This is a genomic window from Mesorhizobium sp. B2-1-3A (assembly GCF_006442655.1).
Taxonomy (GTDB): Bacteria; Pseudomonadota; Alphaproteobacteria; order Rhizobiales; family Rhizobiaceae; genus Mesorhizobium.
This window is the reverse complement of sequence record NZ_VFWK01000005.1, coordinates 63,647-89,528: the sequence shown is the minus strand read 5'-3', so window position 1 is coordinate 89,528 and position 25,882 is coordinate 63,647. Positions and strand designations below refer to the sequence as shown.

The following is a 25,882-nucleotide window of genomic DNA, read 5'->3' as shown; positions in this document are numbered from 1 at the left end:
ACGCTTCTGGCGCTGACCCATGCCGGCTCCCTCCAAACTCAAAACCTATCGCGCCAAGCGCGAATTCTCCAAGACGCCGGAGCCGGCGGGCGGCCTCATTGCCGGCGACGGCAACCGATTTGTCGTCCACAAGCATCATGCCACCGCCGATCATTACGACCTGCGCCTGCAGGTCGGCGATGTGCTGAAGAGTTGGGCGGTGCCACGCGGGCCCTCGCTCAACCCGGCCGACAAGAGGCTGGCGGTCGAGACCGAGGACCATCCGCTCGAATATATCGACTTCGAGGGCGTCATCCCCGAGGGCGAGTATGGCGGCGGGCCGATGATCGTCTGGGACACCGGCACATGGGCGCCGATGGACGACGTCGAAAAGAGCCTGAGGACCGGGGCGTTCAAGTTCCGGCTTGCCGGCGACAAGCTCAATGGCGGCTGGATGCTGACGCGCCTGAAGCCCAAGCCCGGCGAGGACGCGGAAAAGAAAAACTGGCTGCTGTTCAAGGAGCGCGACCTTGCCGCCGACACGACGCTGAACATCCTCGAAGCGCGGCCGGAAAGCGTGAAATCGGGATTGCGCATCGAGGAACTGGCGGCAGCGGCGAAGCCGGCCGCGAAGTCCGCGCCCAAGCCGGGTTCCCTGAAACCAAGCACGCTGCCTGGCGCCGTCAAGGCACAGGCGCTCAGCCGCATCGAGCCGCAGCTGGCGACGCAGGTGCCAAAGCCACCGGGCGGCGAAGGCGTCGCCGAGAACACGAACGAGCTCTGGCTGCACGAGATCAAGTTCGACGGCTACCGCACCATGGCGCATGTTTCCGACGGGCAGGTGCGGTTGATCACCCGTGGCGGCATCGACTGGACAAGACGCTATGGCGACCTGCCGCACGCCTTTGCCAAATTGCCATGCCGCGAGGCCATCATCGACGGCGAGATTATGGTGCTCGATGGCAAGGGCATCAGCCGCTTCGCGCTGCTGCAGGACGCGCTGGCCGAGGGCGCCGGCAGCAAGCTGCATTTCTATGCCTTCGATCTGCTGCATCTCGACGGCTGGGATTTGATGAAGGCGCCGCTCATCCGGCGCAAGGCGCTGCTGGCGGAACTGCTCGCCGGCCTCGGCGCCAATTCCGCCATCCAGTTCTCCGACCATGTCGAAGGCTCGGGGCAGGGGCTCTACGACCAGGCGACGGAGCTCGGGCTGGAAGGCGTCGTGTCCAAACGCGCCAACGCCATCTACCAGAGCGGCCGCAGCAAGAGCTGGACCAAATGCAAGGCGCTTCAGAAGGACGATTTCGTCATCGCGGGCTACACGACCTCGCAAGCGGCGGAAGGGCTGGCAGCACTTGGCATGGCCGAGTGGGAGGACGGCGAACTGCACTATCGCGGCAAAGTCGGCACCGGCTTCGATGCCGAGACGGCGGAGGATCTGCTTGCCCGGCTGGAGCCTCTGACATCAGGCGCGACGCCGCCCGAAGGCGTGCCGCGCGAGATCATGCGCGAGATGCACTGGGTGAAGCCGCTGTTTTCGGCGCGCATCCACTATGCCAACCGAACGGCGGACAATTCGCTGCGCCATGGCGTGTTTCGCGGTCTCAGGGATGTCGGGCTGTCGACACCGGTCTCGGCCAAGCGCAAACGCCTGATATCCGAGGCGGACCTCGCCACCATCTGGGTGACCAATCCGGAGCGGCGGCTGTTCGGCAAGACCGGACCGACCAAGCTCGACATCGCCGTCTATTACGCGCTGGTGGGCGACTTCATGCTGCCGCACATTCTTGGCCGCCCGGTGTCGCTGGTGCGCTGCCCGACCGGCCTGCCCAAGGATTGCTTCTTCCAGCGCCACGCCTTCACCGGCATGCCGCCCTCAGTGGTGACGTTCCAGGCGACCAATTCAGAAGGCGAGACAAAATCCTATCTCTCGGTCGAAGGCGCCAAGGGCTATCTGGCGCTGGCGCAGTTCGGCGTCGTCGAATTCCACACCTGGGGCACGCATCGCGCCAGTCTCGACAAGCCCGACCAGATCGTCTTCGACCTCGACCCGGGCGAGGGGATTTCGTGGCGCGAGGTGGTGGAGGCGGCCGTCCACATCAAGGGCGAGCTGGAGGGGCTGGGGCTGGTGCCTTTCGCCAAGACGTCCGGCGGCAGCGGCATCCACATCACCGTGCCGGTTACATCAAGGCAGGACTGGAAGAAGCTGCATCAGGCGACCAGCGCGATCGCCACGCATCTGACGGCAACCGCGCCCGACACCTTCACCACCACCATGGGCAAGGAAAACCGCAAGAAGCGCATCTTCATCGACTATCACCGCAACGCGCGCGGCCACACCTCCGCCGCCCCCTATTCGCTGCGCGCCCGCACCAATCTGCCGGCCTCGACGCCGGTGAGCTGGAGCGACCTGGAAGCGATCGATGCGCCGCAGGATCTGAACTATTCGTCGCTGCCGGGCTTGCTGGAAACGTCGGGCGATCCCTGGGCGGATATCGACGAGTTCGCGCGGGATTTGCCGACCCTTCTTTCGTCATCCTAGCGCGGAGCAAGGAGCGAAGCGACGCGCGCAGACCCTAGGATGGCTAAACTTAAAGGCGTTCGGCCAATCACCAGCCCTTCGCCCGCCATCGACGCTTCATACAATTTGAATTATCCTCCGCCCGCGACCCCTTCGGCGCCCTAAACCATTTCGTCAGGGATTTGCCGGTATCATGCGGGGTCGGTGTAGGATTTCCATGGCGCCAATCGTCCTTCGGACGAAAGCGCTGCAGAGAGCATGATCCCAAAAAGCGGGAACCGGTTTTCGGACAAGACCATGCTCAAGCTAAAATGTCAGTGCATGGCCGCGTAGGAGTATATCATGGCGCCCAGGGCAAGTTGGAAAGGTTACCTCAAGCTCAGCCTCGTCAGCTGTCCGGTGCGGCTATACCCCGCAACGACGACCAGCGAGCGCATCTCGTTCAACCAGCTGCACAAGAAGACCCACAACCGCATCAACATGAAACCCGTCGATCCCGAACTCGGGCTGGTCGAGCGCTCGGACCTGGTCAAGGGTTACGAGTATGAGGACAAGCAGTACATCATCATCGATGATGCCGACCTCGACGCGGTGCGCATCGAATCCAACCACACGATGAACATCGAGGCCTTCGTCGACGAAGGCGAGGTCGATGTCATCTACCAGGACGCGCCCTATTACCTGGCGCCGGATGGCGCTATGGCGGAGGAGACGTTCGCCGTGCTGCGCGAGGCGATGCGCAAATCCGGCAAGCTGGCGATCGCGCGGCTGGTTCTGTCCAGCCGCGAGCGGGTGGTGACGATCGGCGCGCGCGAGAACGGCATGTTCGTGTGCACCTTGAGAAACCCGAACGAAGTGCGCGGCACGGCTGAATATTTCGGCAACATCCCGGCCGGCAAGCCCGACCAGGAAATGCTTGAACTCGCCGAAGCGCTGATCAAGCAGAAGGAAACCACCTTCGATCCGAAGAATTACGAGGACCGCTACGAGATCGCGCTGATGGCGATGATCCGCGAGAAGCTCAAGGGTCACAAGCCGATCATCGCGGCAGCGCCCGAGCGCGGCAATGTCATCAACCTGATGGATGCGCTCAAGGCGAGCCTGTCGCAGTCGAAGCCGCCGGCCAAGTCGAAGAGCAAGGCCGACGAGGTCGCGGCAAAACCCGCCGCCAAGAAGGCGGCAGCAGGTGGGGCTCCTGAAAATCCGCTGAAGGCCAGTCTGCTCAAGGCGGTCGGCAAGAGCAAGAAATGACGGCATCGGCCGTCGCGGGCGCCGTCTTCGGCACCATCGGCGCGCTGGCGGCGTTTCCGCTCAGGCTCGCCGCCCGCGAGGTCGAGCGCCAGCATGGCCAGCTCAGGCGCGGCATCACCCGGCGCACCACGCGTGTCGTGTTCGGCCGTACGCTTCTCGCCAAGGCTGGCCTGACCAAGAACGGCGATGCCGAGATCGAGCGCCGCGTCGCCGCCGAACGTGCGGCAGGGCGCATCCTGATCAGCGAGAACGGCTTTTTGCGTCTGCTCGGCTTGATGAAGGCGCCGGAGGCGTCCTCGCTGTCCCGGCAGTCGCTGATCGACCAGTCTCGGCTGCCCGGCGCCGACCTCGATCTGCTGTCGCTCTTCGATGCGTTCGAGCATGATGCGGAGCCCTATTCCTTCCGCGACCTGATCCTGGCGCGCAAATATGCGGGGCTGGTGGCGGGCGGCGCCAGTTGGGGCGCGATCGCGCGCTCCGTGCACCGCTCCGGCCCGGTGGCGTCACTCACCGCCAAGTCGCTCGCTGTCGGCTCGCAGCATGGCCGCGCCGACGCGATCTATCTCGAAGGCGGCCAGAGCGAACTCGACGGGCAGTTGCTGTTTGACCTGGGCAGCGCCGCCCAGGGCGACGACACGCTGGAGGATCTGTTCGCCGAGGCCGAAGCGGCGGAGGAGGGCGGCGACCATGACGGTGCCGCCGCGCTCTACCAGCGCTGCCTCGCCATCGACCCGACCGACGCCATCGCCGCCTTCAACCGCGCCAACTGCCTGCGCGCCGCCGGCCACGCGGCTGAGGCCGCGCATGACTATGCCAGGGCGATAAAACTGGACCCCGCCTTCGTCGAAGCCTGGTTCAACCTTGCCGGCCTGATGAGCGAGCAAGGCCGCGACGCCTCGGCGCGAAAGCACCTGCAGAAGGCGATCGCGCTCGACAAGGCCTATGCCGACCCGGTGTTCAACCTGGCGCGGCTGGAATTCGACGCCGGCAATCTGCCCGAGGCACGGCGGCTGTGGGTGCGATATCTGGAACTCGACACGGATAGCGAATGGGCCGGGGTGGCGGCCAAAGGGGTGCAGTTCGTGGATATGCAGCTGGCGCGGACGGCGGGGTGAGGGAAAGTCTTCTGTTCGGCGGCCTGTTCGACGTTACTGTTGACGGGCAGTCAAAGCTGGCCGCGGTGTCTTGAAATCGTCCCAATGCTCCAGATATGCTGCGCCCGGGTGGGTCGATAGCAGTTTGCGTGGGCAGCAATATGCGTTTGAGGGGTGTTCTGCTGGCGCCGTTTTTGGCGCTGTGCTGGGTGTGTGCGTCGCAGGCTCAAAGCGATGCGATCGAAGATTTTTCGACGCCCTCCGGTTCGGATGTTTTCTACAAACGTTACCTGGAGGCACTGGATAAGCCGGCTTCCGCCGCCGACGCCGTCACGTTCTTCGTGCGCGGTGAGGTCGCTGCCGGAAAATGGATGCCGCCAGACGAGGGCGCACAGCAGGAGCCGGGCGCCGCCAGCCCTGAAGACGTGGATGCGGAACTGGGCTCGGCAGGGCCTTTCGTCACCCATTCCTGGGAGCAGGTCAGCGTCGCCGACATCGCCACTCTCACCCGCGTTGCCACGCTGGCCGGGCGTTATGAGGCAGGGATGCAGGCGTTGCGGCCCGCCCCGCCGGCGTTGCAGGTCACCGTGGCGGAACGCTTGCTCGAGGGGACGATCGATGGCCGCAACGCCGTCGTTGCCGCGCGCCTTTTCGAAATGGCGGCGGAGGCCGGCAGTCCCCTGGCGCAATCGCGCCTGGCCTTCCTGTATCTGGAGGGCCTCGGTGTCGAGAAGGACAAGGCGGCCGCCAGGCGGTGGGCGCAACGTGCCGCCGATGCCGGCGATGGTTTCGCCATCTACCAACTGGCGCGCATGGCCGAGACGGACGAGACGCCCGCGGGCGCTTCCATGGCGCTCTCCCTCTATCAGCGGTTCCTGTCCGAGCCCGGGCGGTTTCGCGCCTCCGAGGGACCGACGGCGGCGGCGCTGCTTTTGGCCAACCGGATGATGTCGCCCGGTGCGGCGCTGTCATCGGAGGCGGCGGCCACCGCGATCATGAACGTGGCGGAGGTGGCGCCCGACTTCGCGCTCGCCCTGGCGCGGGTCAATCTGTGCACCGGATGCGGCGGCGTCATAGACGTCAACAAGGCCGCTGAATGGCTTCGCCTGGCGCATGATTTCGGCAATCAGGACGCCGGCTATGAGCTCTACCTCCTGTTGCGCGCCCGGCCCGATCTTGCGCAGCAGCCCAATGAAGGACTGGAGCGCCTGCGCGCGGGTGGGACGGAGCACATCGATTCCTTCGTCGCCGCGGCTCTCGAGGAGGCCCGCCAGAAGGACAGTGAAAAGGCGGTGCCGGCCGCGGCCGCGGCATTGCTCAAGCGTGTCTGCAAGGACGACCAGTATGCCTGCGAAAGCTCCGCGCGGGCCATGGCTTCGGGCCGGCTCGACCTTGCAGCGGTGGCGCCGGGGCTCGCCAAGCTGACCGAGCTCGATTCGATCGAGCTAGTCGACATTCTGGCCGCGTATGGCGACTTCGACGGCGCGCTGGCGCGGGCCCGCCGGATCCAATCGACAAGCTTTGAAATGTCGCAGATCACCGGTCCCAGCGAGCAGCACGCCCGGACGCCCACCTTCCGACGCCTCGTCGCTTCCCGCGACGCCACCAACCTGAAGGCGCTGCCGGAAGGGTTCGTACCGCTTCTGACCTTCCTGGCGGACAATGGCGACGAAGAGGCGAGGGGCTTCCTCGAGACGCTGATGCAGCGCGGTTCGGTTGGCAAGCCCGAGCCGACGGCGCCTCCGCTTGACGATGCCCGCGCGGCTTTCGGCCATGTTGCCGCCAAAGGCGGCCTGTCGCGCGCCTTCGTCAATGCCGCACGCGATCTGTCGGGAGCACTCAAGCAGGCAGAGCAGCCGAAAGAGGCGCTGCGCATGGAACTGACGGCGCTTTCGGCCGAACTTCAGCTCAACGAGATCGCTGGGCTTTCCGAGGGAGCCCTGCAGCGCGACCTGACGCGCGTCTGCCTGCTCTCCAAGGCCAGCGAACGGACGCTGGCCCTGGGCTCGAATGACGTGGCGATGGTGCTGGCCAAGGACGCCGTCAACACGCTGCAGACGGTGCGCTCGGCGCTGTCGAGCCTGCCCGAACATCTGCAGACATGTTTCAGCGACCTGGTCGCGGACAATTATCGCTGGCTTGCCGACTTCTTCGTGCGCCAGAACCGTCTCGCCGAAGCCGAGTCCGTGCTTGCCATGTTGAAGGATTTCGAGGCCTTCCAGTTCGTCGACCGCGATGCCGATTTCCGGGGCCGTTCCTATGACACGCTGCCGCTGTCCGAGCCGGAGCGCGGGCTGAAGGCGGCGATCGATACGCTGCGTCCGCCGACGACGCAGGATGCAAGGCGCTCCGAGGAACTGATCGTCAAGCGCGGTCAGGGCGGCCTCGACGACGCGGAGACGAAAGAGCTCGATACGCTCCAGGCAAGGCTCGCCGAGGCGGACGCCGCCTATGACAAGGCGCTCGATGCCATCGTGGAAAAGGCCGAGGCGCTGGGACGCGGCGAGGAGGTCGCGCGGATCGACGCGCTCGGATCGCTGCAGGGTTATCTCAGGGATGAACCGGAGCAGCCGGCGGTGCTGCACTATCTCGTTCTTCCCGACAGGCTGAACATCATCCTGACGACCGCCTATGACCGCAAAAGCGTGACGATCGACCAATGGGACGGCCAGCCCTTCTCGGAGGCGCATCTCAATGAAGAGATCCAGAAGCTGCACCTCGCGATGACGTCGCCGTCGCGCGACCCGAAGCCACAGGCGCGCAAGCTCTACGACCTGCTTATCGCCCCCTTCAGGGCCGATCTGGATGCGGTCCAGACCAAGCTTGTGCTGCTGTCGCCGGACCGCCGCCTGCGCTACATCCCCTTCGCCGCGCTCCATGACGGCACGGGCTATGCGGTGGAGCATTTCGAATTCGCCATGCTGTCCGACGCCGGCTACGAGATCGCCGGCAGGAAGACGACCGGCATTCCGTTCGCAGCCCTTGGAATGACGCGCGCCGCCGACGGATTCAAGGCGCTGCCGGGCGTCAAGGCCGAGATCGACGGCATCATCAGGGGCAAGGACGGATACGGTCTTTTCGAGGGGCGCGCGGTCTTCGACGCGGCGTTCAACAAGGACGCGCTGGCCGATGCGCTGCGCATCGGCGCGCGCTCGCCGGCCGGCCTCGGCGTCGTGCATATCTCCTCGCACTTCAACCTGGCGGGAAGCGATGGGTCGTCTTTCCTGCTGCTCGGCACCGGCGAAAAACTGTCGCTGCGCGATATCAAGAAGGATCGGCGCGCCTTCGATTTCGGCCGCGTCGACCTTTTGACGCTGTCCGCCTGCGAGACCGGCTATGTCGATCCGGGTCTCGACGGGCGCGAGCTCGAAAGCCTTTCCATGCTGACCGGCAGCCGTGGCGCGCGCGCCATCCTGGCCAGCCTGTGGCCGGTCGACGATGCCTCGACGGCACTCAGCATGCAGCGCTTCTACGAGATCCGCGAGCGGGGCAATATGTCGAAGGCCATGGCGCTGGCGCTGACCCAGCGCGAGTTCATCGCCGGCAAGATCGGGTCGACGGATATCGCGGCGGGGCCGAGCATCGTGACCGAGACCGCGGCGCGCGGCGCCATTTCGCTGGTGCCGCCGGATGCGAAGGGCGGGCTTTCGCACCCCTATTACTGGGCCCCCTTCCTGCTCACCGGCAACTGGCGTTGAGAGATCTGCATGACACGCATTTTTTCCATGATGCTGGCGATGGTCCTTTTGGGACTGGGTCCGGGAATCGCGCGGGCGGCGGACAAGTTCGAGTCCGGGCAATGCATGACACTGCACAATGACCGCAAGGACGGGCCTGTGAAGGACATGGCCGTACGACTGCAAGACGACATCATCAGGATCTCGTTCACCGAATGGGATGTGCCCAACACCGAGTTCGAGACCAGCGCCAAGTGCTATCTCGTCAAGGGCAAGCTGGAATGCCAGATCGATTGCGACGGAGGCCACGTCACGGTTTCGTCGACGCCTGACGGGGCGTGGGACCTGGACAGCTCGCTGCTCTATTCGATGACCGGTTCGGAAAGTCTTTTCACGGTGCAGCCAGGGCCCGACGTCGCCTCGCTGGTGGGTAAATTCAGGGTCTCCAGGGATGAGGGAAACAAGCAGTGCAAGGTCCTGCCCGACCATGTGTTCGCGGCGCTCCAGCCGGGCGACATCTCGCCGCGCGTCAAGCGGGCCGAACGGCTGCTCAGCCGGCTGGGGCTGCTGCTCGAATTCCCCGACACCGTCTATGACGAGGCCACGGCCGAGGCCGTTCGCCGCTTCCAGCGGCAATATGGGCTGACGCAGACCGGGATCATCGACGAGCCGACATCGGAAGCGCTGGTTTCGGCGGGCTTCGTCGGCACGGGCTGCTAAGAACCTGCAAGAGGAAAATGCTCCATGAAATTGTTGCGACTGTCAGTTCTGCTCGCCGTGGTCCTGGCGCCCGCCATGGCGTGGGCCGATCCGATCGAGGGGGAATGGAAGACGGCCGATACCTCGCTCGCCACCATCAAAGGCTGCGGCGACCAGTTCTGCATCGTCATGAAGACCGGCGACTGGCCGGGCAAGCAGATCGGCCGACTCAAGGCGTCGGGCAAGGGCATCTATGCCGGCACGGTTACCGATCCGCGCGACGAGAAGACCTATTCGGGCCGCGCCATGCTGAACGGCAACACGTTGAAGCTCACCGGCTGCGCGCTCAAGATATTCTGCCAGACGGAAGTCTGGCAGCGCCGCTGAAGCGCTGCCAGTCTTCGCGGGAGAGCGCGGCGATGTCTGCCCTGCGTCAGGCAATACAGGCTGACACAGAGCCGGATCATCGACGAGGCGACATCGGCGGCGCTGGTTTCGTCGGCATGGCCTGCTGAAATCTTGCCGAAAAGGGGGAGGTGCTTCATGAAACTGCCGCGACTGTCTGTTCTGCTCACCATGGCCATGGCGCCCGCCATGGCCTGGGCCGATCCGATCGAGGGGGAGTGGATAACGACGGATGGCATATCCATCGCCTTGATCGAAGGGTGTGGCGACCGTTTCTGCATCATCGCGAAAAATGGCGATTGGCCGGGCAGGGAGATCGGCCGGGTCAAGGCGGCGGGCAAGGGCACCTATTCCGGGACGATCACCGATCCGCGCGACGAGAGGACATATTCGGGCCGCGCCATGTTGAAGGGCAATTCGCTGAAACTCACCGGCTGCGCGCTCAAGATCTTCTGCCAGACGGAAATCTGGCAGCGCCGCTGAAAGGGGAGATTCCCTACGCCGGGTGACCGATTTTCCACAATCGCGACCGAGGCGCGGGCGACGGGCGACTTCATGTGGTAGCATGCCGGGCAGAGCGGATTGCCTTTGCTTTTCCGGGAGTTCCGGCCTGATGTCCACCAGCTTCCTCTTCGACGGTCATGATACCGCCCCGACGACCATCCTGCTTGCCCATGGCGCGGGCGCATCGATGGATTCTCCTTCGATGACCGCCACCGCCAGGGCGCTCGCCGAAGCCGGGTTCCAGGTGGCGCGGTTCGAATTCCACTATATGGCCGCGCGCCGCTACGGCCAGCGCAAGCCGCCGCCGCGTGCCGAGACGGTGAACCCGGAATATGTGAAGGCGATAGCCGATCTCAGGGCCAGGGGCGTGACGGGCAAGCTCATCGTCGGCGGCAAGTCGATGGGCGGCCGGGTCGCCTCGATGGTGGCGGACGAGATGCTGGCCAAGGGCGAGATCGCTGGATTGGTCTGCCTCGGCTATCCCTTCCATCCGCCGGGCAAACCGGAACAGCTCAGGACCAGGCATCTGGCCGGACTGAAGACGCCGACGCTGATCTTCCAGGGCACGCGCGACGAGTTCGGGACGCCGGACGAGGTGGCGGGATATGGGTTGTCGGATAGCATCGAGGTGGTGTGGCTGGAGGATGGCGACCATGATCTGAAGCCACGCAAGAGTGTGTCGGGCTTCTCGACGGCGGATCATCTGAAGACGGTGGTGGAGACGGTGAAGGGGTGGGTAGAGCGGATTTAGAGCGCGCGTTGGGTTTTCGCACTTTCTGAAACGTCTGCGCCGCCCCTCATTGTCCTGCCGGACATTTCTCCCCGCATAGTGGCGGGGAGAAAGACGCGGTCATCGCTGCTTTCGCCTATCGCTTATGTAACAGAAATGGCGGCGGCTTTGCCACCCGCTCCCTTCGCCCCGTTTACGGGGAGAAGGTGCCGGCAGGCGGATGAGGGGCAGCGCAGACATTGGCTATTGCCTAGGCGCAGCGCGCCGCATCCTCTCTTGCTCCCCGCTTCGCCTTCCTGCTTTCATGCGCCCAATGAAAATCGCCACCTTCAACATCAACAACATCAACAGCCGGCTGGACAATTTGCTGGCCTGGCTGGCGGCGGCGAAGCCCGATGTCGTCTGCCTGCAGGAACTCAAGGCGCGCGATATGCAGTTTCCGCGCACCGCGCTTGCCGATGCCGGCTATGGCGCGGTGTGGAAGGGCGAGCCGACCTGGAATGGTGTCGCCATCCTCGCGCGCGGCGCGGAACCGGTGCTGACCCGTGACGTGCTGCCCGGCGACGATGCCGACCGGCAGAGCCGCTACATCGAGGCGGCGGTCAACGGCATTATCATCGCTTGCCTCTATGCGCCGAACGGCAACCCGCAGCCGGGGCCGAAATTCCAGTACAAGCTCGCCTGGCACGCACGGCTGGAGGCGCATGCCGAGCAGCTTCTCGACACCGGCCTGCCGGTCGTGCTGGCCGGCGACTACAACATCGTGCCCGAGCCGCGCGACATCTACGCCACGCGCTCCTACGACGACAACGCGCTGGTGCAGCCGGAAAGCCGCGCTGCCTTCGCGGCCCTGATCGAGCAGGGCTGGGTCGACGCGCTGCGAAAGGTCTATCCGAAGGAGACGCTCTACACTTTCTGGGATTACCGCCGGAACCGTTGGCCGCGCGATGCGGGTTTGCGGCTCGACCACATATTGCTGTCGAAGACGCTCGCCCGCCGGCTGAAGGGGGCAGGCATCGACCGCGACGTGCGCGGGCAGGATGGCGCCAGCGACCATGCGCCGGTCTGGGTGGAGTTGAAGTAGGTCGCGCCTGGACGACTTCGAGCAAGCGGCGACGTCTGCTGGCGGTGTTCATCCAACCCTTGGCGGCGTCCCGGAGTATTCGCGCTTCAGCAGGCCCATGATGTGGGCATCAACAGCTTCGCCATCCCAGATCAAGGCCTCGCGCCGCGTGCCTTCGAGCCGGAAGCCGAGCTTTTCGTAGACCCGTCTGGCGCGCGGGTTGAACGCGTAGACCTCCAGTTCGATGCGGTTCAGCCCCAGCGCCTCGAAGCCGTGATGAAGGAGCAGCGCGGCGGCCTCGGTGCCGTAGCCTTTGTCGCGGCCGGTTGCCGCCCAGATGGCGATGCGAAACGATGCTGCCTTGTTTGGCCAGTCGATGCCGTTCAGCACGGCTTCGCCGATCAAAGCGCCGCCGGCGATGATGCCATAGTCACAGCGGTCGCTTGCCGTTTCGGCCCTTGCGTAATGGGCCTCCACCTCTGCCAGTGTGTGCTCTGCGTGCGTGCCCGTCAGCCACTTCGATTCTGGTTCTTCCAGCCCCGCGTGGATCGCCGGTGCGTCGAGCCGGGTCAGCGGCCTCAGCGTTACCCTGCTGCCGGTCAGCACGGGTTTGGTCGCCTGTGTCATGGATGCTCCCCTGATTGACCCGGCCTTCTTTCGCACGAGGCAAGGAATGTCCAGGCCGCGCGGTCCTTTTACGCAGGCGACATCTCGCGCTAGTCTGGCGATGATCAGCATCGGGGGGCGTTTGATGCATTGCATGCCTGATAGCCACGAGCGGCGGCAAACGAAGTTCGCCGATCATGCATGATTTCGGCCCCGTCGAAATCCTGCTCGCGGCCGCTGTCATCCTTGTCGTCGCGACATGCGTCGTCTGGCTGTCGCGCAAGGCGCGCATCCGGCGCCGCGCCCGACGCCGGGCGGATCCGGCCAACGACTATGCCGTTCGCACCGACTGGGAGCACAGCACCGGCACCGTCAACTACTCGTCTTTCGTCTATCTGGATGTCGACCGCGACGGGACATATGGCGTTGGTGACCGGCCGATGGCCGGCATCATGGTGCGGCTGTTCGACGGACAGGGCGGCTTCGTCGCTTCAACCAGGACAAACAATGGCGGCTTTGCCAACTTCGCCATGTCGATGTCTTCGGCCAATGCCATGATCCGCTCGCCGGGCACCTACCGGTTCGCGGTTTCAGTGCCGCCGGGCTGGCGCTCGCCCAGCGCCAATGAGACCCAATCGCAGGATTTCCGCCTGGCCTCCGGCTCGCCGGCGGGGCTGGTGTCGCAGGACCTGCCGCAGCCGGTCGGCCTGGCGCCTGCGCGCAGCCTGGCCGGCCGGATGGCGGCGGATGGCACCGCGACACTGTCGGTGAAGGCAAATGGGCGAGTGCTGGAGAGCCGGGTGCTGGCGCTGGGTTCGCCCTTCCGGCTCGACCTCGCCGCCGAGGCCGACATGGTGGCGATCGCCGGCGGCGGACTTGACCGGCAGCTCGCGCTTTCGCCCTATCCAACCGATCTCGGGCTGCTATCGCAGCAGGCGCTGCCGAACGAGGCCTCGCTGCGGACGATCGGCTTCGACGACGTCACTGGGCGCGGCTTCCGCAAGATCCCATGCGGCCATGCCGGGCTGCAATGGCGCAACCTCAATGCCATGGCACAGGACCACACCAAGGGCAGCGAAGGCTATGTCAACGGAATGTCTCGGGCGATCACGTCGCCTATACCAGCAGCGGCTACCCGGCCGAGTTCAGCCGCGAGACCCCGTTCGGGTTTCACTCGGTGCTGTTGAGCGCGGCGTGGCTGAAGTCTGAAGGGGAGATGGCACTGATCGAGTGCTGGCTGGGCGAGCAACTGGTCGCCAGCGACCAGTTGGCGCTATCGGCGCTGACGCCGCTGCACTACGCGCCGATGCTCAAGGCAATTACCCGTGTCCGTCTTTCGACGAAACACTCTTGGCAAATGGTGCTGGACGACCTGACGCTGACGGGCTGACCTATTGCGGTGTCGGACCCGAGGTCACGATCGGGCCGTTGGTCGCAGCCGTGATCAATTTCAGATTGCCCTTCTTGATCAGCGCGGGCCGTTCATAAATCTTCTTCATAATGCAAGCTCTCCACTATATCCCGTGAGGACAGTGACACAGTGCCGCCTGGTGTCAATATTTCGCTGGGGATAGTCCAGCGCGTATCAGTGATGACTGTGGTAAATTAACACCGGTTCTTTTTGCGGCGCCTGATCAAGCCGAAAACACATTTTTGCGCCGCGACGCAGGCGATCGCGATCAGATTCGAACTGATTTCTTGATCGAGGTCATTAACCGATCTTCTTCAAGATCTCAGACGCATCCATCCGTCGCGTGCAGGCACCGGATGCGTTTTGCGATAGACGGTTGACGCTGGTAGTCTGGCCCGAGAGCCCGGCGAGGGGGGAGCGCGATGAACAGATTGGCTGACAGGTTGGCTGCGCTTGTCCTTGCCGTGGTTGCGATCGCCTGCCTGGCGCTGATCTTTCCGCTGATCAGCACTGTTGTCTTGCACGGCTTTTCCGGGCCGGGCGCTAATTTGCCCCGGCTGGCGGCTTTCTCCGTGGCGGCACTTGCCTGCCTGGTCGGCGCCTTGCTGTTCTGGGCCGGGCTGTTGCCGGGGCGGCCGGCGCATCTGGCTGGAGCACCACTGTTCGGTCGCGCGGCCGAGGTGCGGGAGACCGGCAGGCCCGGCCTGCGCAAGATCTTTTTCGCCTTGCCGTTGATCGTGCTGGCGGCACTGGCCGCCGACCGGTTCGGCCCGTGGCATGATGGCGGCGGCGAGATTGCCAGCCAGCCGAGCGAACCCAAGCCCAGTGAGCCCAAGCCCAGTGAGCCCAAGCCAGATCAACCCAAACTTGCCGAGCCCAAACCCGGTGAACCAAAAGGCCAGGATGTGGCCAGCGCGCCACCGGCCCCCGAACCGGCACCCGCGCCAGCCCCGCAACCAGTTCCGCCGCCGGTAGCCGCCAATCCGCCGCCAGCATCCGCGCCGCCAGCGCCGCCCGTGGCCGAGCCGGCGCCCGCGCCCGTCGCGCCTGCGCCGCCGGAGGTCGCGGTCATTCCGCCGCCGACCGTGGCGCCGTTGCCGCCACCGCCGCCGGCGGCTCCAACGCAGCCCGATGGCCATCGCGACGCGGTCGTGTGGCTTTCGGTGGCGCCCGACGGCCAATCGATCATGAGCGCCAGCACCGACCATGTGATCAAGCTCTGGGACATTGGCGGCAAGCACCTGATCCGCAACCTCGGCGTCCACAAGGACATGGCGCGCACCGCGCTCTACATGCCCGACGGCGTCAGCGCGCTGACGGGTGGCGACGACGGCGAGATCGTTCTGCGCAAACTTGCCGACGGCGCCGTGCTGCATGTCTTCCAGGCCGGCCAGAATGGCGGCGTCAACAAGCTGGCGATCAGCCCGGACGGCAAACGCGCCGTCAGCGGACACGATACCGGCAACGTCATCGTCTGGGATCTCGTCAGCAATTCGGTTCTGCATGTGCTGACCGGGCACGACTGGTCGATCAGCGCGGTCGCCGTCTCACCCGACGGCAAGCAGGCGCTCAGCGGCAGCATCGACGGCACGCTGAAGCTCTGGGACGTCGAAAGCGGCAAGCAGCTGCGCAGCTGGCACGGCCACGAGCAAGGTACTTATGGCGCCGTGTTCACCGCCGACGGGCACCATCTGATCACCGGCAGCGGTGACCTGACGATCAAGGTCTGGGATCTCGACAGCGGCCGCGAGGTGAAGCGCTTCGAGGGCCATGAGGGCACGGTCTACACGCTCGCGCTGTCGGCGGACGGCAAGCGCCTGCTGTCGGGTTCGCTCGATGGCACGGCGCGGCTGTGGGACATGGAAACCGGCAACCAGATCGCGATGTTCGACAGCCAGACCGGCCCGATCTACGCGGTGGCCTTCGCTCCCGACGGCACGGTGCTGACCGGCGGCTACGACCGCACCATCAGGGATTGGCCGGCGGCTGGCGGCGACGGCGTGGTGCTGTTTGCCGGCGCGCCGCAGTGAGGTAGCCGCAGAGGTTTGCCGTGGCCGACGCGGGCGAGGGGGCGCATTGTTGGGGTGTGCTTGGGCGCCCGCGTCAACCAGGGCGGCTCGTACCGCCGCGACAGTATCATTGCATATCGCGGGGCTCGCCGAAACTTCCGCGAAAGCGGAATAGGCAGGAGCTGCGATGTGATTCCCGGTTCGCCGTGCGTGAAACAGTTTCTCGACTTTGCCGCATTGACCCGCGGCGGGCGGGCGGCGAGGACTGGCGCTTTCAACAGGAATAGCACCGGTGAGAGAACAGACGATTTTCCGCAACGCGAAACTGGCCGATGGGTCGCTGGCCGATCTCTCCGTCACCGACGGCCGCTTCAGCGCCATCGCGCCGGCCGGCAAGGCGCCGCCGGCCCGTCCTGCCGCCACCGATCCCATCATGGTCGACCTTGGCGGCCAGCTTGTCGTGCCGGCCTTCGTCGAGGGACATATCCATCTCGACACATCGTTCCATGGCGACGCCTGGCGGCCGCATATTCCTTGCACCAACGGTTTCGACGTGCGCGAGCGCGTTGCCTTCCAGGCGCAAAACCTTGCCGCCGCCGCGCCGATGGCCGAGCGCGCCAAGAACCAGCTCGAACTCTGTGTCGGCCATGGCAGCCTGGCCATGCGCAGCCATGTCATGGTCGATGCTTCGGTCGGGCTCAGCCATGTCGAGACCGTTCTCGCCGTGCGCGAGACGTATCGGGACCTCATCGACATCCAGCTCGTCGCCTTCCCGCAAAGCGGCATTCTGTCCTCGCCCGGCACGGCGGAGCTTCTGGACGAGGCGCTGAAGTTCGGCTGCGACCTGATCGGCGGGCTCGACCCCGCCAGTTTCGACCGCGATGTGAAGGGGCATCTCGATGTGGTGTTCGGGCTGGCGCAAAAGCATGGCGCCGGCGTCGATATCCATTTGCATGATGGCGGCACGCTCGGCCTGTTCCAAGTCGAGGAGATCGCCGCGCGGACCAAGGCGCTCGGCATGGCAGGCCATGTCGCGGTCAGCCACGCCTATGGCCTCGGCGATATCCCGGCCGACGCGCTGGCGAAGGCCGGCGAGATGCTGGCGGCCGCCGGCGTGGCTATCATGACCAATGCGCCCGGCAACCATGCCTTCCCGCCGGTTGCGGCCCTGCGGCAGGCGGGCGTCACCGTGTTCAGCGGCTCCGACAACATCCGCGATTCCTGGTGGCCCTATGGCGATGGCGACATGCTTTCGCGCGCCAACATGATCGGCTACCGCTCAGGCTTTTACGAGGACCGCGAACTGGCTGACGCCTTCGATGTGGTGACCCATGCCGGCGCCAAGGCGCTCAGGTTGGCGGATTACGGCATCATGGTTGGCGCCAAGGCCGATTTTGTCGCCATGCGGGCGCTGCATGTGCCCGAGGCGGTGGTGGCCGTGCCTAAGGACCGCACGGTCTATCGCCGGGGCAAGGCGGTGGCCAGGGACGGGACGATACTGGCGCGCTGAGGCGGCGTCCTTGCCATAAGGCGATGGAATGCTCCGGAGCGCGGATCGATCAATTCGCCGCTCCGCGATCAGCTTGCTGAAACGACCGCGCCGGCACCGAAGACAGGGCGTGTGAGTCCGAAGACGCCTCGCCGAAATAGAGCGCGCCGCCAAGGACGAGGAACACAATCCCCACCGCCACCAGCCCGACCATCAACACGGCGATCGCCGTGCCGGGGCCGTGGCCTGTCCTGGTGATGATGGACCGATGTGACATCGCTTTTCCTCCGAAATGATCCGGTCTGGGGACCTTGCGGCAAACGATGGCAGAGGCGGGATGTTCCCGATGAAGAACCTCATCGGCCCTTTGCGTTTCCTTGCAGGACCAAGGTCTTAGGTGGTTCTGGCAAAGGTCCGGGAGGCCCCGTTCGGTTCCGGCAATGTCCATTGGACGTTCCGATACATTAGCTAAAAGAGATGTATTCAGGCGGCCACCCGGGCGGTCATATTGCCGCCAGATATGCCCGCCTGAAGTGGCCGTTGCCTGGTGTCTCGGCTGCCTGGAATGCCTACCAGCCCATCCATTCGCGCGTGCGCCAGGCAAGGCCGGCAAAGGGCGCCATCAGCGCGATGACGACAAGCATCAGCGTGAAGGGATGCTTGGTCACGGGAGGGCGGGGAGCCATGGCGCGATATCCTTGCTGGGATTTCATCGAATGCGTGCACAACGTCGTCAGGGCGCCATGGTTGCATCGGGGCAGGGACATGCCGCCGTGGCTGGGAACCGGATGCCGGCGCTGGCGTTTCCCTGATGTGACCGGTGAGGCTGCCACCTCCGCCGGCATCGTCTAAGGCTCGTTCTGCTCCCGGCAGAGCGGGCCTTTTTCGTCGTACTGCGCAACGGCATGCGGAACGACATCGTGCGCTTTACGTTAGCTATCGCTAAGACAGTTGCCGGACATGTTTCCCGGAAGAGGCATCAAGATGCGCCTTCCATGGCGGATTTATTTTATATTCTCTCAAAATTCCAAGATTGATCACGGATTTTTGAAGAATTCTTTGAGTGTTATCGCCCGATTGCAAAAAGAATAAAAATTGGCATTTGTTGGGCGCGCCGTATTTATTCCACAAAAGGCGATGGAACCTCATTGTGTCGACCGAGTTTTCCTCCCGGGCGGCAATCGGATATCTAAAATGGAGGTTACCATGAAACATTATCTTTCGAGTGCAGCAGCCGCGATCGTTCTGATGGGCGGCATCGGCGTGGCCATGGCGGACACAATCGTCGTTCAGCCCGAGCAGGAGACGGTCGTTCGTGAATACGTCAAGAAGCAGCCGCTGGCGTCGGTGAATCTGCTCGGCCTCGAGCTCAAGCTCGGCTCTCCGGTGCCCGACAAGGTCGAATTGCGCGAGGTGCCGAACGTCAAGTACCGCGTCGCCGTGATCAACGACCAGACCGTCCTGGTCGATCCCGATACGCGTCAGATCGTCGAGGTGCTGCACTGATCCATGGCTCGGCCATGACAGTGGGTGCGACACCAGTCTAGCCTTGGGAAAAGCCCGCCACGGGTTTGTGGCGGGCTTTTTTGTTAAGTTCGCCCTTGCCGCTGTCTATTCGGCGGCCAGCTTGTCCTGCGTCTTGGTGTCGAAATCGCCGGCGTCGTGGCGCTCGTGCAGTTGCAGAGCCGGCTCGCCGAAGGCGCGGTTGACCATGCGCCCGCGCTTGACCGCAGGGCGGGCGTCGATCGCCTTCGCCCAGCGCTGTACGTGGCTGTAGTCCTGCACCGACAGGAAGTCGCCGGAATCATTGTACATGCGGCCGAGCGCCAGCCCGCCATACCAGGGCCATACCGCCATGTCGGCGATCGAATAATCCTTGCCGCCGAGATATTCCGTTTCGGCAAGCCGGCGGTCGAGCACGTCCATCTGCCGCTTTACCTCCATCGAGAAACGGTCGATGGCATATTCGAATTTCTGCGGCGCATAGGCGTAGAAATGGCCGAAGCCGCCGCCCAGATACGGCGCCGAGCCCATCTGCCAGAACAGCCAGGACAGGACCTCGGCGCGCGCCGGCTGCTCGGTGGGCAGGAATTCGCCGAACTTTTCGGCGAGATAGACCAGGATCGAGCCGGATTCGAAGATGCGTACCGGCGTGGCGCCGCTGCGATCCATCAGAGCCGGGATCTTGGAGTTGGGATTGACCTCGACAAAGCCGCTGCCGAACTGGTCGCCATCGTTGATCCTGATGAGCCAGGCGTCATATTCGGCGCCCTTGTGGCCAAGCGCCAGCAACTCCTCCAGCATCACCGTCACCTTGACGCCGTTCGGCGTCGCCAGCGAGTACAGCTGCAACGGGTGCTTGCCGACCGGCAATTCCTTGTCATGCGTCGGCCCGGCGATCGGCCGGTTGATGCTGGCAAAGGCGCCGCCATTTGCCTTGTTCCAGGTCCATACTTTCGGCGGGGTGTACTCTGTCATGTCGGGCCTCGTGTCGTGGGGGCTTGGGGGAGGATGGGCGGTCGATCTACAACTAGGGCTGTGGAGGCGGAAGTTCAACTTGCATTGAACTATTGTCAATGTCGGCGCTGCCCCTTCTTCCTTCTCCCCTTGTGGGAGAAGGTGGATCGGCGCTGCGCGGCGATCCACCGCCCGGGGCGAGTCGCGGGCCTCGCCCGCCCTACGGGCCCCACAAGGGGAGAAGGAAGAACCGGCAATTCGCACCTTGCACCATCCCCTCCGAGGCATACCTATAGAAGAAGCCGCCAGGGCATTTGCATCGCAGGACAGAATCATGGCCATCAATCCCAATCCGCGTTCCGTCGTTGCCGTGCGGGCGACCGTTCCGGACGATGCCTTCACGGCCGGCGCGCTGGGCACGCTCAGGGAAGGTAGCGGCGTCGTCATCAGGGATGACGGGCTGGTGCTGACCATCGGCTATCTCATCACTGAGGCCGAGGAGGTCTGGCTGACCGCGCATGACGGCCGTGTCATCCCGGCGCACGCGCTGGCCTATGACCAGGAATCGGGCTTCGGCCTGGTCCAGGCGCTGGCGCCGACCGGCCTGCCGGCCGTGGCGCTTGGCGACGCCGGCAAGGCCAGGATCGGCGACGCGGTGGTGCTTGCCGACGGCATCGGCCGGGCGGTCGAGGCCAAGATCGTCACCAAGCAGGAATTCGCCGGCTATTGGGAGTATCTGCTCGACGAGGCGATCTTCATCGCGCCCGCGCACCCCTCCTGGGGCGGTGCGCCGCTGTTTAGCGCCGATGGCACGCTGCTCGGCATCGGCTCGCTTCGCCTGCAGATGAGCCGCGCCGGCGAGGTCGCCGATATCAACATGGTGGTGCCGATCGATCTGTTGCCGCCGATCCTCGACGATCTCCTGACGCGCGGCCAGGTGGCCAGGCCGCCGCGTCCATGGCTTGGCGCCCTGTCGGCCGAGAGCGACGGCAAGGTGGTTGTGATGAGCGTGACCGAAGGCGGCCCGGCGGCAAAAGCCGGCCTGCGTCAAGGCGACGTCATCTCCGAGGTCCGCGACGGCGCGGTCGACGGGCTCGCCGATTTCTATCGCAAGCTGTGGGACAGCGGCTCGGCCGGTGCCGAAATCCCGATGCGCGTGGTGCGCGACGGCCGCGAGACCTGGCTGCGCGTCAAGTCCGCCGACCGCGGCAGTTTTTTGAAGAAGCCGCAGCTGCAGTAGGCGCGCCGGCCGGGCGATGCATCCAAGACTGCTCAAGACCTTTCTCGCGGTGGCGCGCAGCCGCAACATCACGCGCGCGGCCGAGGCGGTCCACCTCGCGCAATCGAGTGTCAGCGACCAGATCCAGACCCTCGAGGCCGAGCTTGGCGCTTCCTTGTTCACGCGCTCTAAGTCGGGCCTGGAGTTGACGCCGGCGGGACTGGCGCTGAAGCCGATGGCCGAGGAGCTGCTGCGGCTCGACGGCGAGGCGCGCGCGGCGGTGCTGCTGGCCACCGGGCAGACAAGCGGGGCGCTGACCATCGGCGCGCTGGAAACAATCGCCTCGGCCCGGCTGGCGCCCTGGCTGCCGGGCTTCCAGGCCAGCCATCCCGACATCACCGTGCGGATGAAGGTGGCCGACAGCGGCACGCTGCTGCACTTGCTGGAGGATGGCGACATCAATGTCGCCTTCTGCTTCGAGCGTCGCGACGGCGTGGGGGGCGCCGCGGATGAACGCCTGGCCCGCCGCACGATAGGGGCCGAACCGCTGGTGCTGGTCGCGGCTCCCGGGCAGGGCACCGCGCCACGCGCGCTGGAAGACCTTGCCGCGCTGCGTTTCGTGGCGACGGAGCCTGGGTGCATCTACCGTCATATGGTCGACACTGCCTTTGCCGAGGCGGGCATGGCGGCTCCGAGGCTTGCCGCCGAAGCCGGCAGCATCGGCGCCATTGTCCGGCTGGTGGCGGCGGGCGCCGGCCTGGGCCTTGTTCCACGCCTTGCCGCCAGCGACGCGCTTGCGCGTGGCGATCTTGTCGAACTGCCATGGCCCGGCCTGATGCGGGCGGCGCCGTTGGCGATGATCTGGCGGCGCCGGCGCGTCCAGCCGCCGGCGCTCAGGCAATTTCTCGCCGCCGCGCGAGACATGCTGGTGCCGGAACGCTCCGGGGATCGTTCAGGTCTTGAATCGGCCGATGGATCCAAAGCCTTGTTTCCAAACAACTCCCCGGGGATGAGCGTCACCAGCTAAACCAGCCGGTGCCCGCCCTCGACATGCAATGTCGTTCCGGTGGTAAAGCCATTGCCGATCAGGAAGGCGATGGCGTCGGCGATATCCTCTGGTCGGCCGACCCTGCCGACGGGCAGCCGTTCGGCCATCGCGGCGAGCGTCTCGGCCTTGCGGTCGCCGGCGACCTGCGCCCAGATCTCGGTATCGACCCAGCCGGGCGAAACGGCGTTGACGCGGATCGGCGCGAGTTCGACGGCAAGCGCCCGCACCAGCCCTTCGAGCGCGGCATTGACCGCGGCGACGACCGAGCCGCGCGCGGCCGGCCGGTAGGCGGCGATGCCTGAAACGAAGCTCATCGAGCCGGCTCTGGCCAGCCGTGGCGCGCCGTGCTTGGCGAGCAGCAACGGGCCATAGAACTTGCTCTCGACCACGCGTTGCGCCGCCTTGAGGTCAAGTTCCGGCAGCAGCCTGTAGGCGCCCTCGATGTCGGCCGCCGTGCTGACGATATGGTCGAGCCCGCCGATGCGCGCGAACAGGTCCGCGACTTGATCTTCCCGGGCGATGTCGACCACGGCCACCTCGAGGTTCGCTGGATTGCCTAGCGCCTCACGCGCCTGTTGCAGCCTCTGCTCACCACGTCCGGCGATGGTGACCGTCGCACCGGCCTCGACGCAACGCCTGGCCAGCGCCAGTCCCATGCCGGAGCCGCCGCCGACGATCAGGATCTTCTGATTTGAAATGCTCATTTCGCTCTGCCTTTGTCTGGATGGACACAGGCAAGGGATTGGCAGGTCGGCGCGGGGCAGGGGAAACGGAAGAAACCGATGGCACCATCGGAAATGCCGATGATGGTGTCCGCCCGGCGGGACCGTCTCGTTCAACGCACCAGCGGGCTGTCCCAGACAGCGAACAGCAGCGCCTTCAGCTGGGCGAAGCGCTCCGGCCCAAGCTCGGTGCGCCACTCCTCCTCGATGTCGCGCAATATGTCGACCATTTTCCAGAAAGCAGCGTGGCCGCGTTCGGTGGAGTGCACCACGCGCGTGCCTCCTTCGCCGTCGGAGCGGACGAGATAGCCATAGCCTTCGAGGCTGCTGAGCAGCTGGTTGATCGCCTGCTTGCTCATGCCGGCACGCTCGGCGATGGTGCCGGGGCGCGCGCCGTCCGGGCCGGGAAACTGCAGCACCGCCATATGCGGCAGGCGCAATTCGTCGAAACCGGCGGCGTTGAGCTCCTTGATCAGCCGGCGCTGGATGGCCTGCGCCGGAACGCGCAGCAGGGCGCCGATCAAAAGGTCCTCGGTCTTGGTCTGCAGAACTTCCGTGGAGGTGGCCATTGACGATCCGGTAAATTGAGTTTACTGATAGTTAGTAAATGTAATTTACCGGAGGGGTTTGCGCAATGTCAGCCATGAATCTTCAGGTCAACCCATCCAATGAGACCATCGGCACCAAGGGGCTGTCGGTCCGCTTCCTCGTATCGGGCGAAAATTCGAACGGCAGTGTCGCCGCTTTCGAGTTGACGGTGCTAGGCGCACAGCGTTTGCCCGCGCCGGCGCACAGCCACGATCACTACGAGGAGACGATCTACGGCATTGAAGGGGTTCTCACCTGGACCGTGAACGGCAAGCCGATCGAGGTTGGGCCGGGGGAGGCACTGTGCATTCCACGTGGCGCCGTCCACCGGTTCGACAACAATGGCACCCGAGATGCGAAAGCGCTGTGCGTCATCTCGCCGGCGGCGATCGGTCCGGACTATTTCCGCGAGGCGTTCGGCCTGCTCAACGCCGCCGCTGGCGGGCCGCCGGACAAGGCCGGGATGATGGAGATCATGCGCCGCCATGGGCTGACGCCGGCCGCCCCGCCACCGGGCTAGGCAGCCTTACTCTCCGTGCGGGCGAAATGGCGTCCCGCGCGCGCGGTTCGGCACTCCTACTCGCGTTCCGCGCTTGCGAACACCACCAGGTTCCCGTCGGGATCGCGCATGCGCATGATCCAGAAATGGTCGGCCTCCTCGATCGGGCCGGGTTGGAGGCCGGCCGCCACCAGCCGCTGCCGTTCGGGTGCCAGGGGCAGGACGCCGAGCGTCAGCGTCGAGGTGCCGGCCTTGTCCTTGTCCTCGAACAACTGCAGCTCGGCGCTCTCGGTGAAGTGCCATTCGGCCAGCCCCGGCATCGGCCGGCGCAGCGGCGGCTTGCCGAAGAGCTTTTCGTACCAGCCGATGCTCGCTTCGAGATCGGAACAGCTGACATGGGCGAAAATGGTCTCTATCGCCATCGGGACCTCCATCGGGCGGTTGCACTGAAGCCGCAACGCGGCGATGGATGGGCCGTTCCGTTGCTTCGCGGCGGCGTGCCCCACTGCTGCCTAAAACTGACAGTGGACTGTGCCATGATGCGGGCAATCGCACCATGACGGAGGCAAGATGAAAACGGCGTCAGCGACAATGATACCGAACCGGCGGGCTGGCTGATGGCGCCGGTCAAGGTCGATCCCGCCAAGGTCCGGGAATTCCCCGACGCGGCCAGTTTCCATGCCTGGCTCGGCCAGCACCACGCCACCGAAACCGAGGTGTGGATCAAGGTGCACAAGGTCGGCTCGGGGCTGAAGTCGATCACGCCGAAGGAGGCCATCGATGTCGTGCTGTGCTTCGGCTGGATCGACGCCGTGCGCAAGGGGCTGGACGAGAACAGTTTCCTGCAGCGCTACACGCCGCGCGGCAGGAAGAGCATCTGGAGCAAGATCAACATCGACAATGTCGCGCGGCTGGTGGAGGAGGGCGGCATGACCGCGCATGGGCTGAGCCAGGTCGAGGCCGCCAAGGCCGACGGGCGCTGGGCGCGCGCCTATGGCAGCGGCAAGGACATGAAAATCCCCGATGATCTGCAGGCGGCGATCGATGCCGAGCCGGCGGCGAAGGCGATGCTGGACAAACTCAGCGCGCAGAACCGCTTCTCGCTCGCCTTCCGTACCCACAACATGAGGACCGAGGCCGGACGCAAGAAGAAGATCGAGACCTTCGTGGCGATGCTGAAGCGCGGCGAGACGATTTATCCGCAGGGGAAGAAGTAGCCTCAGGCGCCGGAGTGCGGCTCGATTGAGTGCGGGTCGATGCTGTAGGGGTGGACGGGGTAGCCGGGACCGATGGCATCGCGCACGCGGTGGGTCCATGCCAGGAATGCCGGATGGTCCGCGAGGGTGAAGCCGCAATCCCCGGCGCGGTGGCTGTATGCATAGACGGCGATGTCGGCGATGGTGAGGTCGTTTTCGGTCAGGAACGGCGTTCCGGCAAGGCTGCGGTTCAGGGCGGCGAGAGTTCGCGCGCCGGCTTCGCGCTTGCCGGCAACCATGGCCTGGTTGCGCTCGAGCCGCCCGGTCAAGGTCCAGAAACGCAGCGAGCCGATGACGGGCTCGACATTGTATTGCTCGAAGAACAGCCACTGCATGATCTTGGCGCGTTGATAGCGATCCGCCGGCAGCAAGGGCGTGCCTTCGGCGAGGTAGGTGAGGATCGCGTTGGATTCGGCGATGGCGCTGCCGTCCTCGAGCTCGAGCACGGGAACCGCGCCGGCCGGGTTGAGCGCCAGGAAGGCGTCGGTGTGGCTTTCGCCCTCGAAAATCGAGACGATGCGCGTGTTGTGAGGGATCTTCAGCAGCCCGAGCAGAACCCTGGCTTTCCAGCCATTTTGCGATGGCAGATAATCGTGAAGCGTGAGCATGGCCGATCCTCGTGACGGATCAACGATCGCATGGCGCGATGCCGGCC

26 protein-coding genes are annotated in these 25,882 nt (G+C 65.1%); 18 read left to right on the top strand and 8 right to left on the bottom strand.

The features are described from left to right. The first annotated feature begins 19 nt into the window (after positions 1-19). The 9 genes from ligD (at position 20) to FJ977_RS20560 (ending at position 11,944) form a co-directional block, all read left to right on the top strand. Entirely contained in the window at positions 20-2,521 is a 2,502-nt protein-coding gene (gene ligD / locus FJ977_RS20600) for a DNA ligase D (RefSeq protein ID WP_140774054.1), read from the top strand. A 321-nt stretch (positions 2,522-2,842) separates the two neighbouring features. Further along, positions 2,843-3,751 (top strand): Ku protein, encoded by a 909-nt coding sequence (locus tag FJ977_RS20595; protein WP_115142657.1) that lies wholly within the window; start codon positions 2,843-2,845, stop codon positions 3,749-3,751. Further along, complete coding sequence (locus FJ977_RS20590; protein ID WP_140774053.1) at positions 3,748-4,866, top strand: tetratricopeptide repeat protein; 1,119 nt, start codon at positions 3,748-3,750, stop codon at positions 4,864-4,866. The genes FJ977_RS20595 and FJ977_RS20590 overlap by 4 nt, the downstream gene beginning before the upstream one ends. A 140-nt stretch (positions 4,867-5,006) precedes the next feature. After that, entirely contained in the window at positions 5,007-8,543 is a 3,537-nt protein-coding gene (locus FJ977_RS20585) for a CHAT domain-containing protein (RefSeq protein WP_181179990.1), read from the top strand. Positions 8,544-8,552: 9 nt separating this feature from the next. Next, on the top strand, positions 8,553-9,242 hold the full coding sequence (locus tag FJ977_RS36135; protein ID WP_210243846.1) for a peptidoglycan-binding domain-containing protein: 690 nt from the start codon (positions 8,553-8,555) through the stop codon (positions 9,240-9,242). A 24-nt stretch (positions 9,243-9,266) separates the two neighbouring features. Continuing rightward, positions 9,267-9,608 carry a DUF2147 domain-containing protein gene (locus FJ977_RS20575; RefSeq protein WP_140774051.1) on the top strand — a complete coding sequence of 114 codons (342 nt, stop codon included), beginning with the start codon at positions 9,267-9,269 and terminating at the stop codon, positions 9,606-9,608. Between the two features lie 156 nt (positions 9,609-9,764). After that, positions 9,765-10,109 (top strand): DUF2147 domain-containing protein, encoded by a 345-nt coding sequence (locus tag FJ977_RS20570; RefSeq protein WP_140774050.1) that lies wholly within the window; start codon positions 9,765-9,767, stop codon positions 10,107-10,109. 130 nt (positions 10,110-10,239) lie between these two features. Continuing rightward, positions 10,240-10,881, top strand: coding sequence for an alpha/beta fold hydrolase (locus FJ977_RS20565; RefSeq protein WP_140774049.1), 642 nt, complete (start codon positions 10,240-10,242; stop codon positions 10,879-10,881). Positions 10,882-11,173: 292 nt separating this feature from the next. After that, positions 11,174-11,944: an exodeoxyribonuclease III gene (locus FJ977_RS20560; protein ID WP_140774048.1), complete on the top strand. Its 771-nt coding sequence runs from the start codon at positions 11,174-11,176 to the stop codon at positions 11,942-11,944. A 48-nt stretch (positions 11,945-11,992) separates the two neighbouring features. Here FJ977_RS20560 and FJ977_RS20555 read toward each other — a convergent pair whose 3' ends face one another. Next, a complete protein-coding gene (locus tag FJ977_RS20555; RefSeq protein ID WP_140774047.1) occupies positions 11,993-12,550 on the bottom strand; it encodes a GNAT family protein in 558 nt (185 codons plus the stop codon). 176 nt (positions 12,551-12,726) lie between these two features. Here FJ977_RS20555 and FJ977_RS20550 point away from each other — a divergent pair, with 176 nt between their 5' ends. Together FJ977_RS20550 and FJ977_RS36330 are read left to right on the top strand one after the other, a co-directional pair. After that, positions 12,727-13,716: a hypothetical protein gene (locus FJ977_RS20550; RefSeq protein WP_246683224.1), complete on the top strand. Its 990-nt coding sequence runs from the start codon at positions 12,727-12,729 to the stop codon at positions 13,714-13,716. A 29-nt stretch (positions 13,717-13,745) separates the two neighbouring features. Beyond that, the gene (locus tag FJ977_RS36330; RefSeq protein WP_246683222.1) at positions 13,746-13,919 is read left to right on the top strand and encodes a hypothetical protein; all 174 of its coding nucleotides are present in this window, start codon (positions 13,746-13,748) and stop codon (positions 13,917-13,919) included. Between the two features lies 1 nt (position 13,920). Here FJ977_RS36330 and FJ977_RS36130 read toward each other — a convergent pair whose 3' ends face one another. Beyond that, positions 13,921-14,028, bottom strand: coding sequence for a putative RiPP precursor (locus tag FJ977_RS36130; RefSeq protein ID WP_202326678.1), 108 nt, complete (start codon positions 14,026-14,028; stop codon positions 13,921-13,923). Positions 14,029-14,362: 334 nt separating this feature from the next. On the opposite strand from FJ977_RS36130, the gene FJ977_RS36695 reads away from it, so the two are divergent. Further along, positions 14,363-15,970: a WD40 repeat domain-containing protein gene (locus tag FJ977_RS36695; RefSeq protein WP_140774046.1), complete on the top strand. Its 1,608-nt coding sequence runs from the start codon at positions 14,363-14,365 to the stop codon at positions 15,968-15,970. Between the two features lie 262 nt (positions 15,971-16,232). After that, entirely contained in the window at positions 16,233-17,459 is a 1,227-nt protein-coding gene (locus tag FJ977_RS20540) for an amidohydrolase family protein (RefSeq protein WP_140774045.1), read from the top strand. 49 nt (positions 17,460-17,508) lie between these two features. Here FJ977_RS20540 and FJ977_RS20535 read toward each other — a convergent pair whose 3' ends face one another. Next, positions 17,509-17,715, bottom strand: a complete 207-nt coding sequence (locus tag FJ977_RS20535) for a hypothetical protein (RefSeq protein WP_140774044.1) — start codon at positions 17,713-17,715, stop codon at positions 17,509-17,511. Positions 17,716-18,644: 929 nt separating this feature from the next. Here FJ977_RS20535 and FJ977_RS20530 point away from each other — a divergent pair. Beyond that, the gene (locus FJ977_RS20530; protein WP_140774043.1) at positions 18,645-18,944 is read left to right on the top strand and encodes a DUF1236 domain-containing protein; all 300 of its coding nucleotides are present in this window, start codon (positions 18,645-18,647) and stop codon (positions 18,942-18,944) included. 105 nt (positions 18,945-19,049) lie between these two features. On the opposite strand, the gene yghU is transcribed toward FJ977_RS20530, so the two are convergent. Beyond that, positions 19,050-19,916 (bottom strand): glutathione-dependent disulfide-bond oxidoreductase, encoded by an 867-nt coding sequence (yghU, locus tag FJ977_RS20525; RefSeq protein WP_140774042.1) that lies wholly within the window; start codon positions 19,914-19,916, stop codon positions 19,050-19,052. Positions 19,917-20,229: 313 nt separating this feature from the next. Here yghU and FJ977_RS20520 point away from each other — a divergent pair, with 313 nt between their 5' ends. Further along, complete coding sequence (locus FJ977_RS20520) at positions 20,230-21,135, top strand: S1C family serine protease (RefSeq protein ID WP_140774041.1); 906 nt, start codon at positions 20,230-20,232, stop codon at positions 21,133-21,135. Between the two features lie 16 nt (positions 21,136-21,151). Then, the gene (locus FJ977_RS20515; RefSeq protein ID WP_140774040.1) at positions 21,152-22,141 is read left to right on the top strand and encodes a LysR family transcriptional regulator; all 990 of its coding nucleotides are present in this window, start codon (positions 21,152-21,154) and stop codon (positions 22,139-22,141) included. Here FJ977_RS20515 and FJ977_RS20510 read toward each other — a convergent pair. Further along, complete coding sequence (locus FJ977_RS20510; protein ID WP_140774039.1) at positions 22,138-22,866, bottom strand: SDR family oxidoreductase; 729 nt, start codon at positions 22,864-22,866, stop codon at positions 22,138-22,140. The two genes, FJ977_RS20515 and FJ977_RS20510, sit on opposite strands and share 4 nt — an antisense overlap. A gap of 131 nt (positions 22,867-22,997) precedes the next feature. Next, positions 22,998-23,453 carry a MarR family winged helix-turn-helix transcriptional regulator gene (locus tag FJ977_RS20505; protein ID WP_140774038.1) on the bottom strand — a complete coding sequence of 152 codons (456 nt, stop codon included), beginning with the start codon at positions 23,451-23,453 and terminating at the stop codon, positions 22,998-23,000. A gap of 65 nt (positions 23,454-23,518) precedes the next feature. Here FJ977_RS20505 and FJ977_RS20500 point away from each other — a divergent pair, with 65 nt between their 5' ends. Further along, complete coding sequence (locus FJ977_RS20500; protein ID WP_140774037.1) at positions 23,519-23,992, top strand: cupin domain-containing protein; 474 nt, start codon at positions 23,519-23,521, stop codon at positions 23,990-23,992. 56 nt (positions 23,993-24,048) lie between these two features. On the opposite strand, the gene FJ977_RS20495 is transcribed toward FJ977_RS20500, so the two are convergent. After that, positions 24,049-24,393, bottom strand: coding sequence for a VOC family protein (locus tag FJ977_RS20495; RefSeq protein ID WP_065005370.1), 345 nt, complete (start codon positions 24,391-24,393; stop codon positions 24,049-24,051). A gap of 195 nt (positions 24,394-24,588) precedes the next feature. On the opposite strand from FJ977_RS20495, the gene FJ977_RS20490 reads away from it, so the two are divergent. Beyond that, entirely contained in the window at positions 24,589-25,188 is a 600-nt protein-coding gene (locus FJ977_RS20490) for a YdeI/OmpD-associated family protein (protein WP_140774036.1), read from the top strand. Positions 25,189-25,190: 2 nt separating this feature from the next. Here FJ977_RS20490 and FJ977_RS20485 read toward each other — a convergent pair whose 3' ends face one another. Beyond that, positions 25,191-25,835, bottom strand: a complete 645-nt coding sequence (locus tag FJ977_RS20485; RefSeq protein WP_140774035.1) for a glutathione S-transferase family protein — start codon at positions 25,833-25,835, stop codon at positions 25,191-25,193. Positions 25,836-25,882 lie beyond the last annotated feature (47 nt).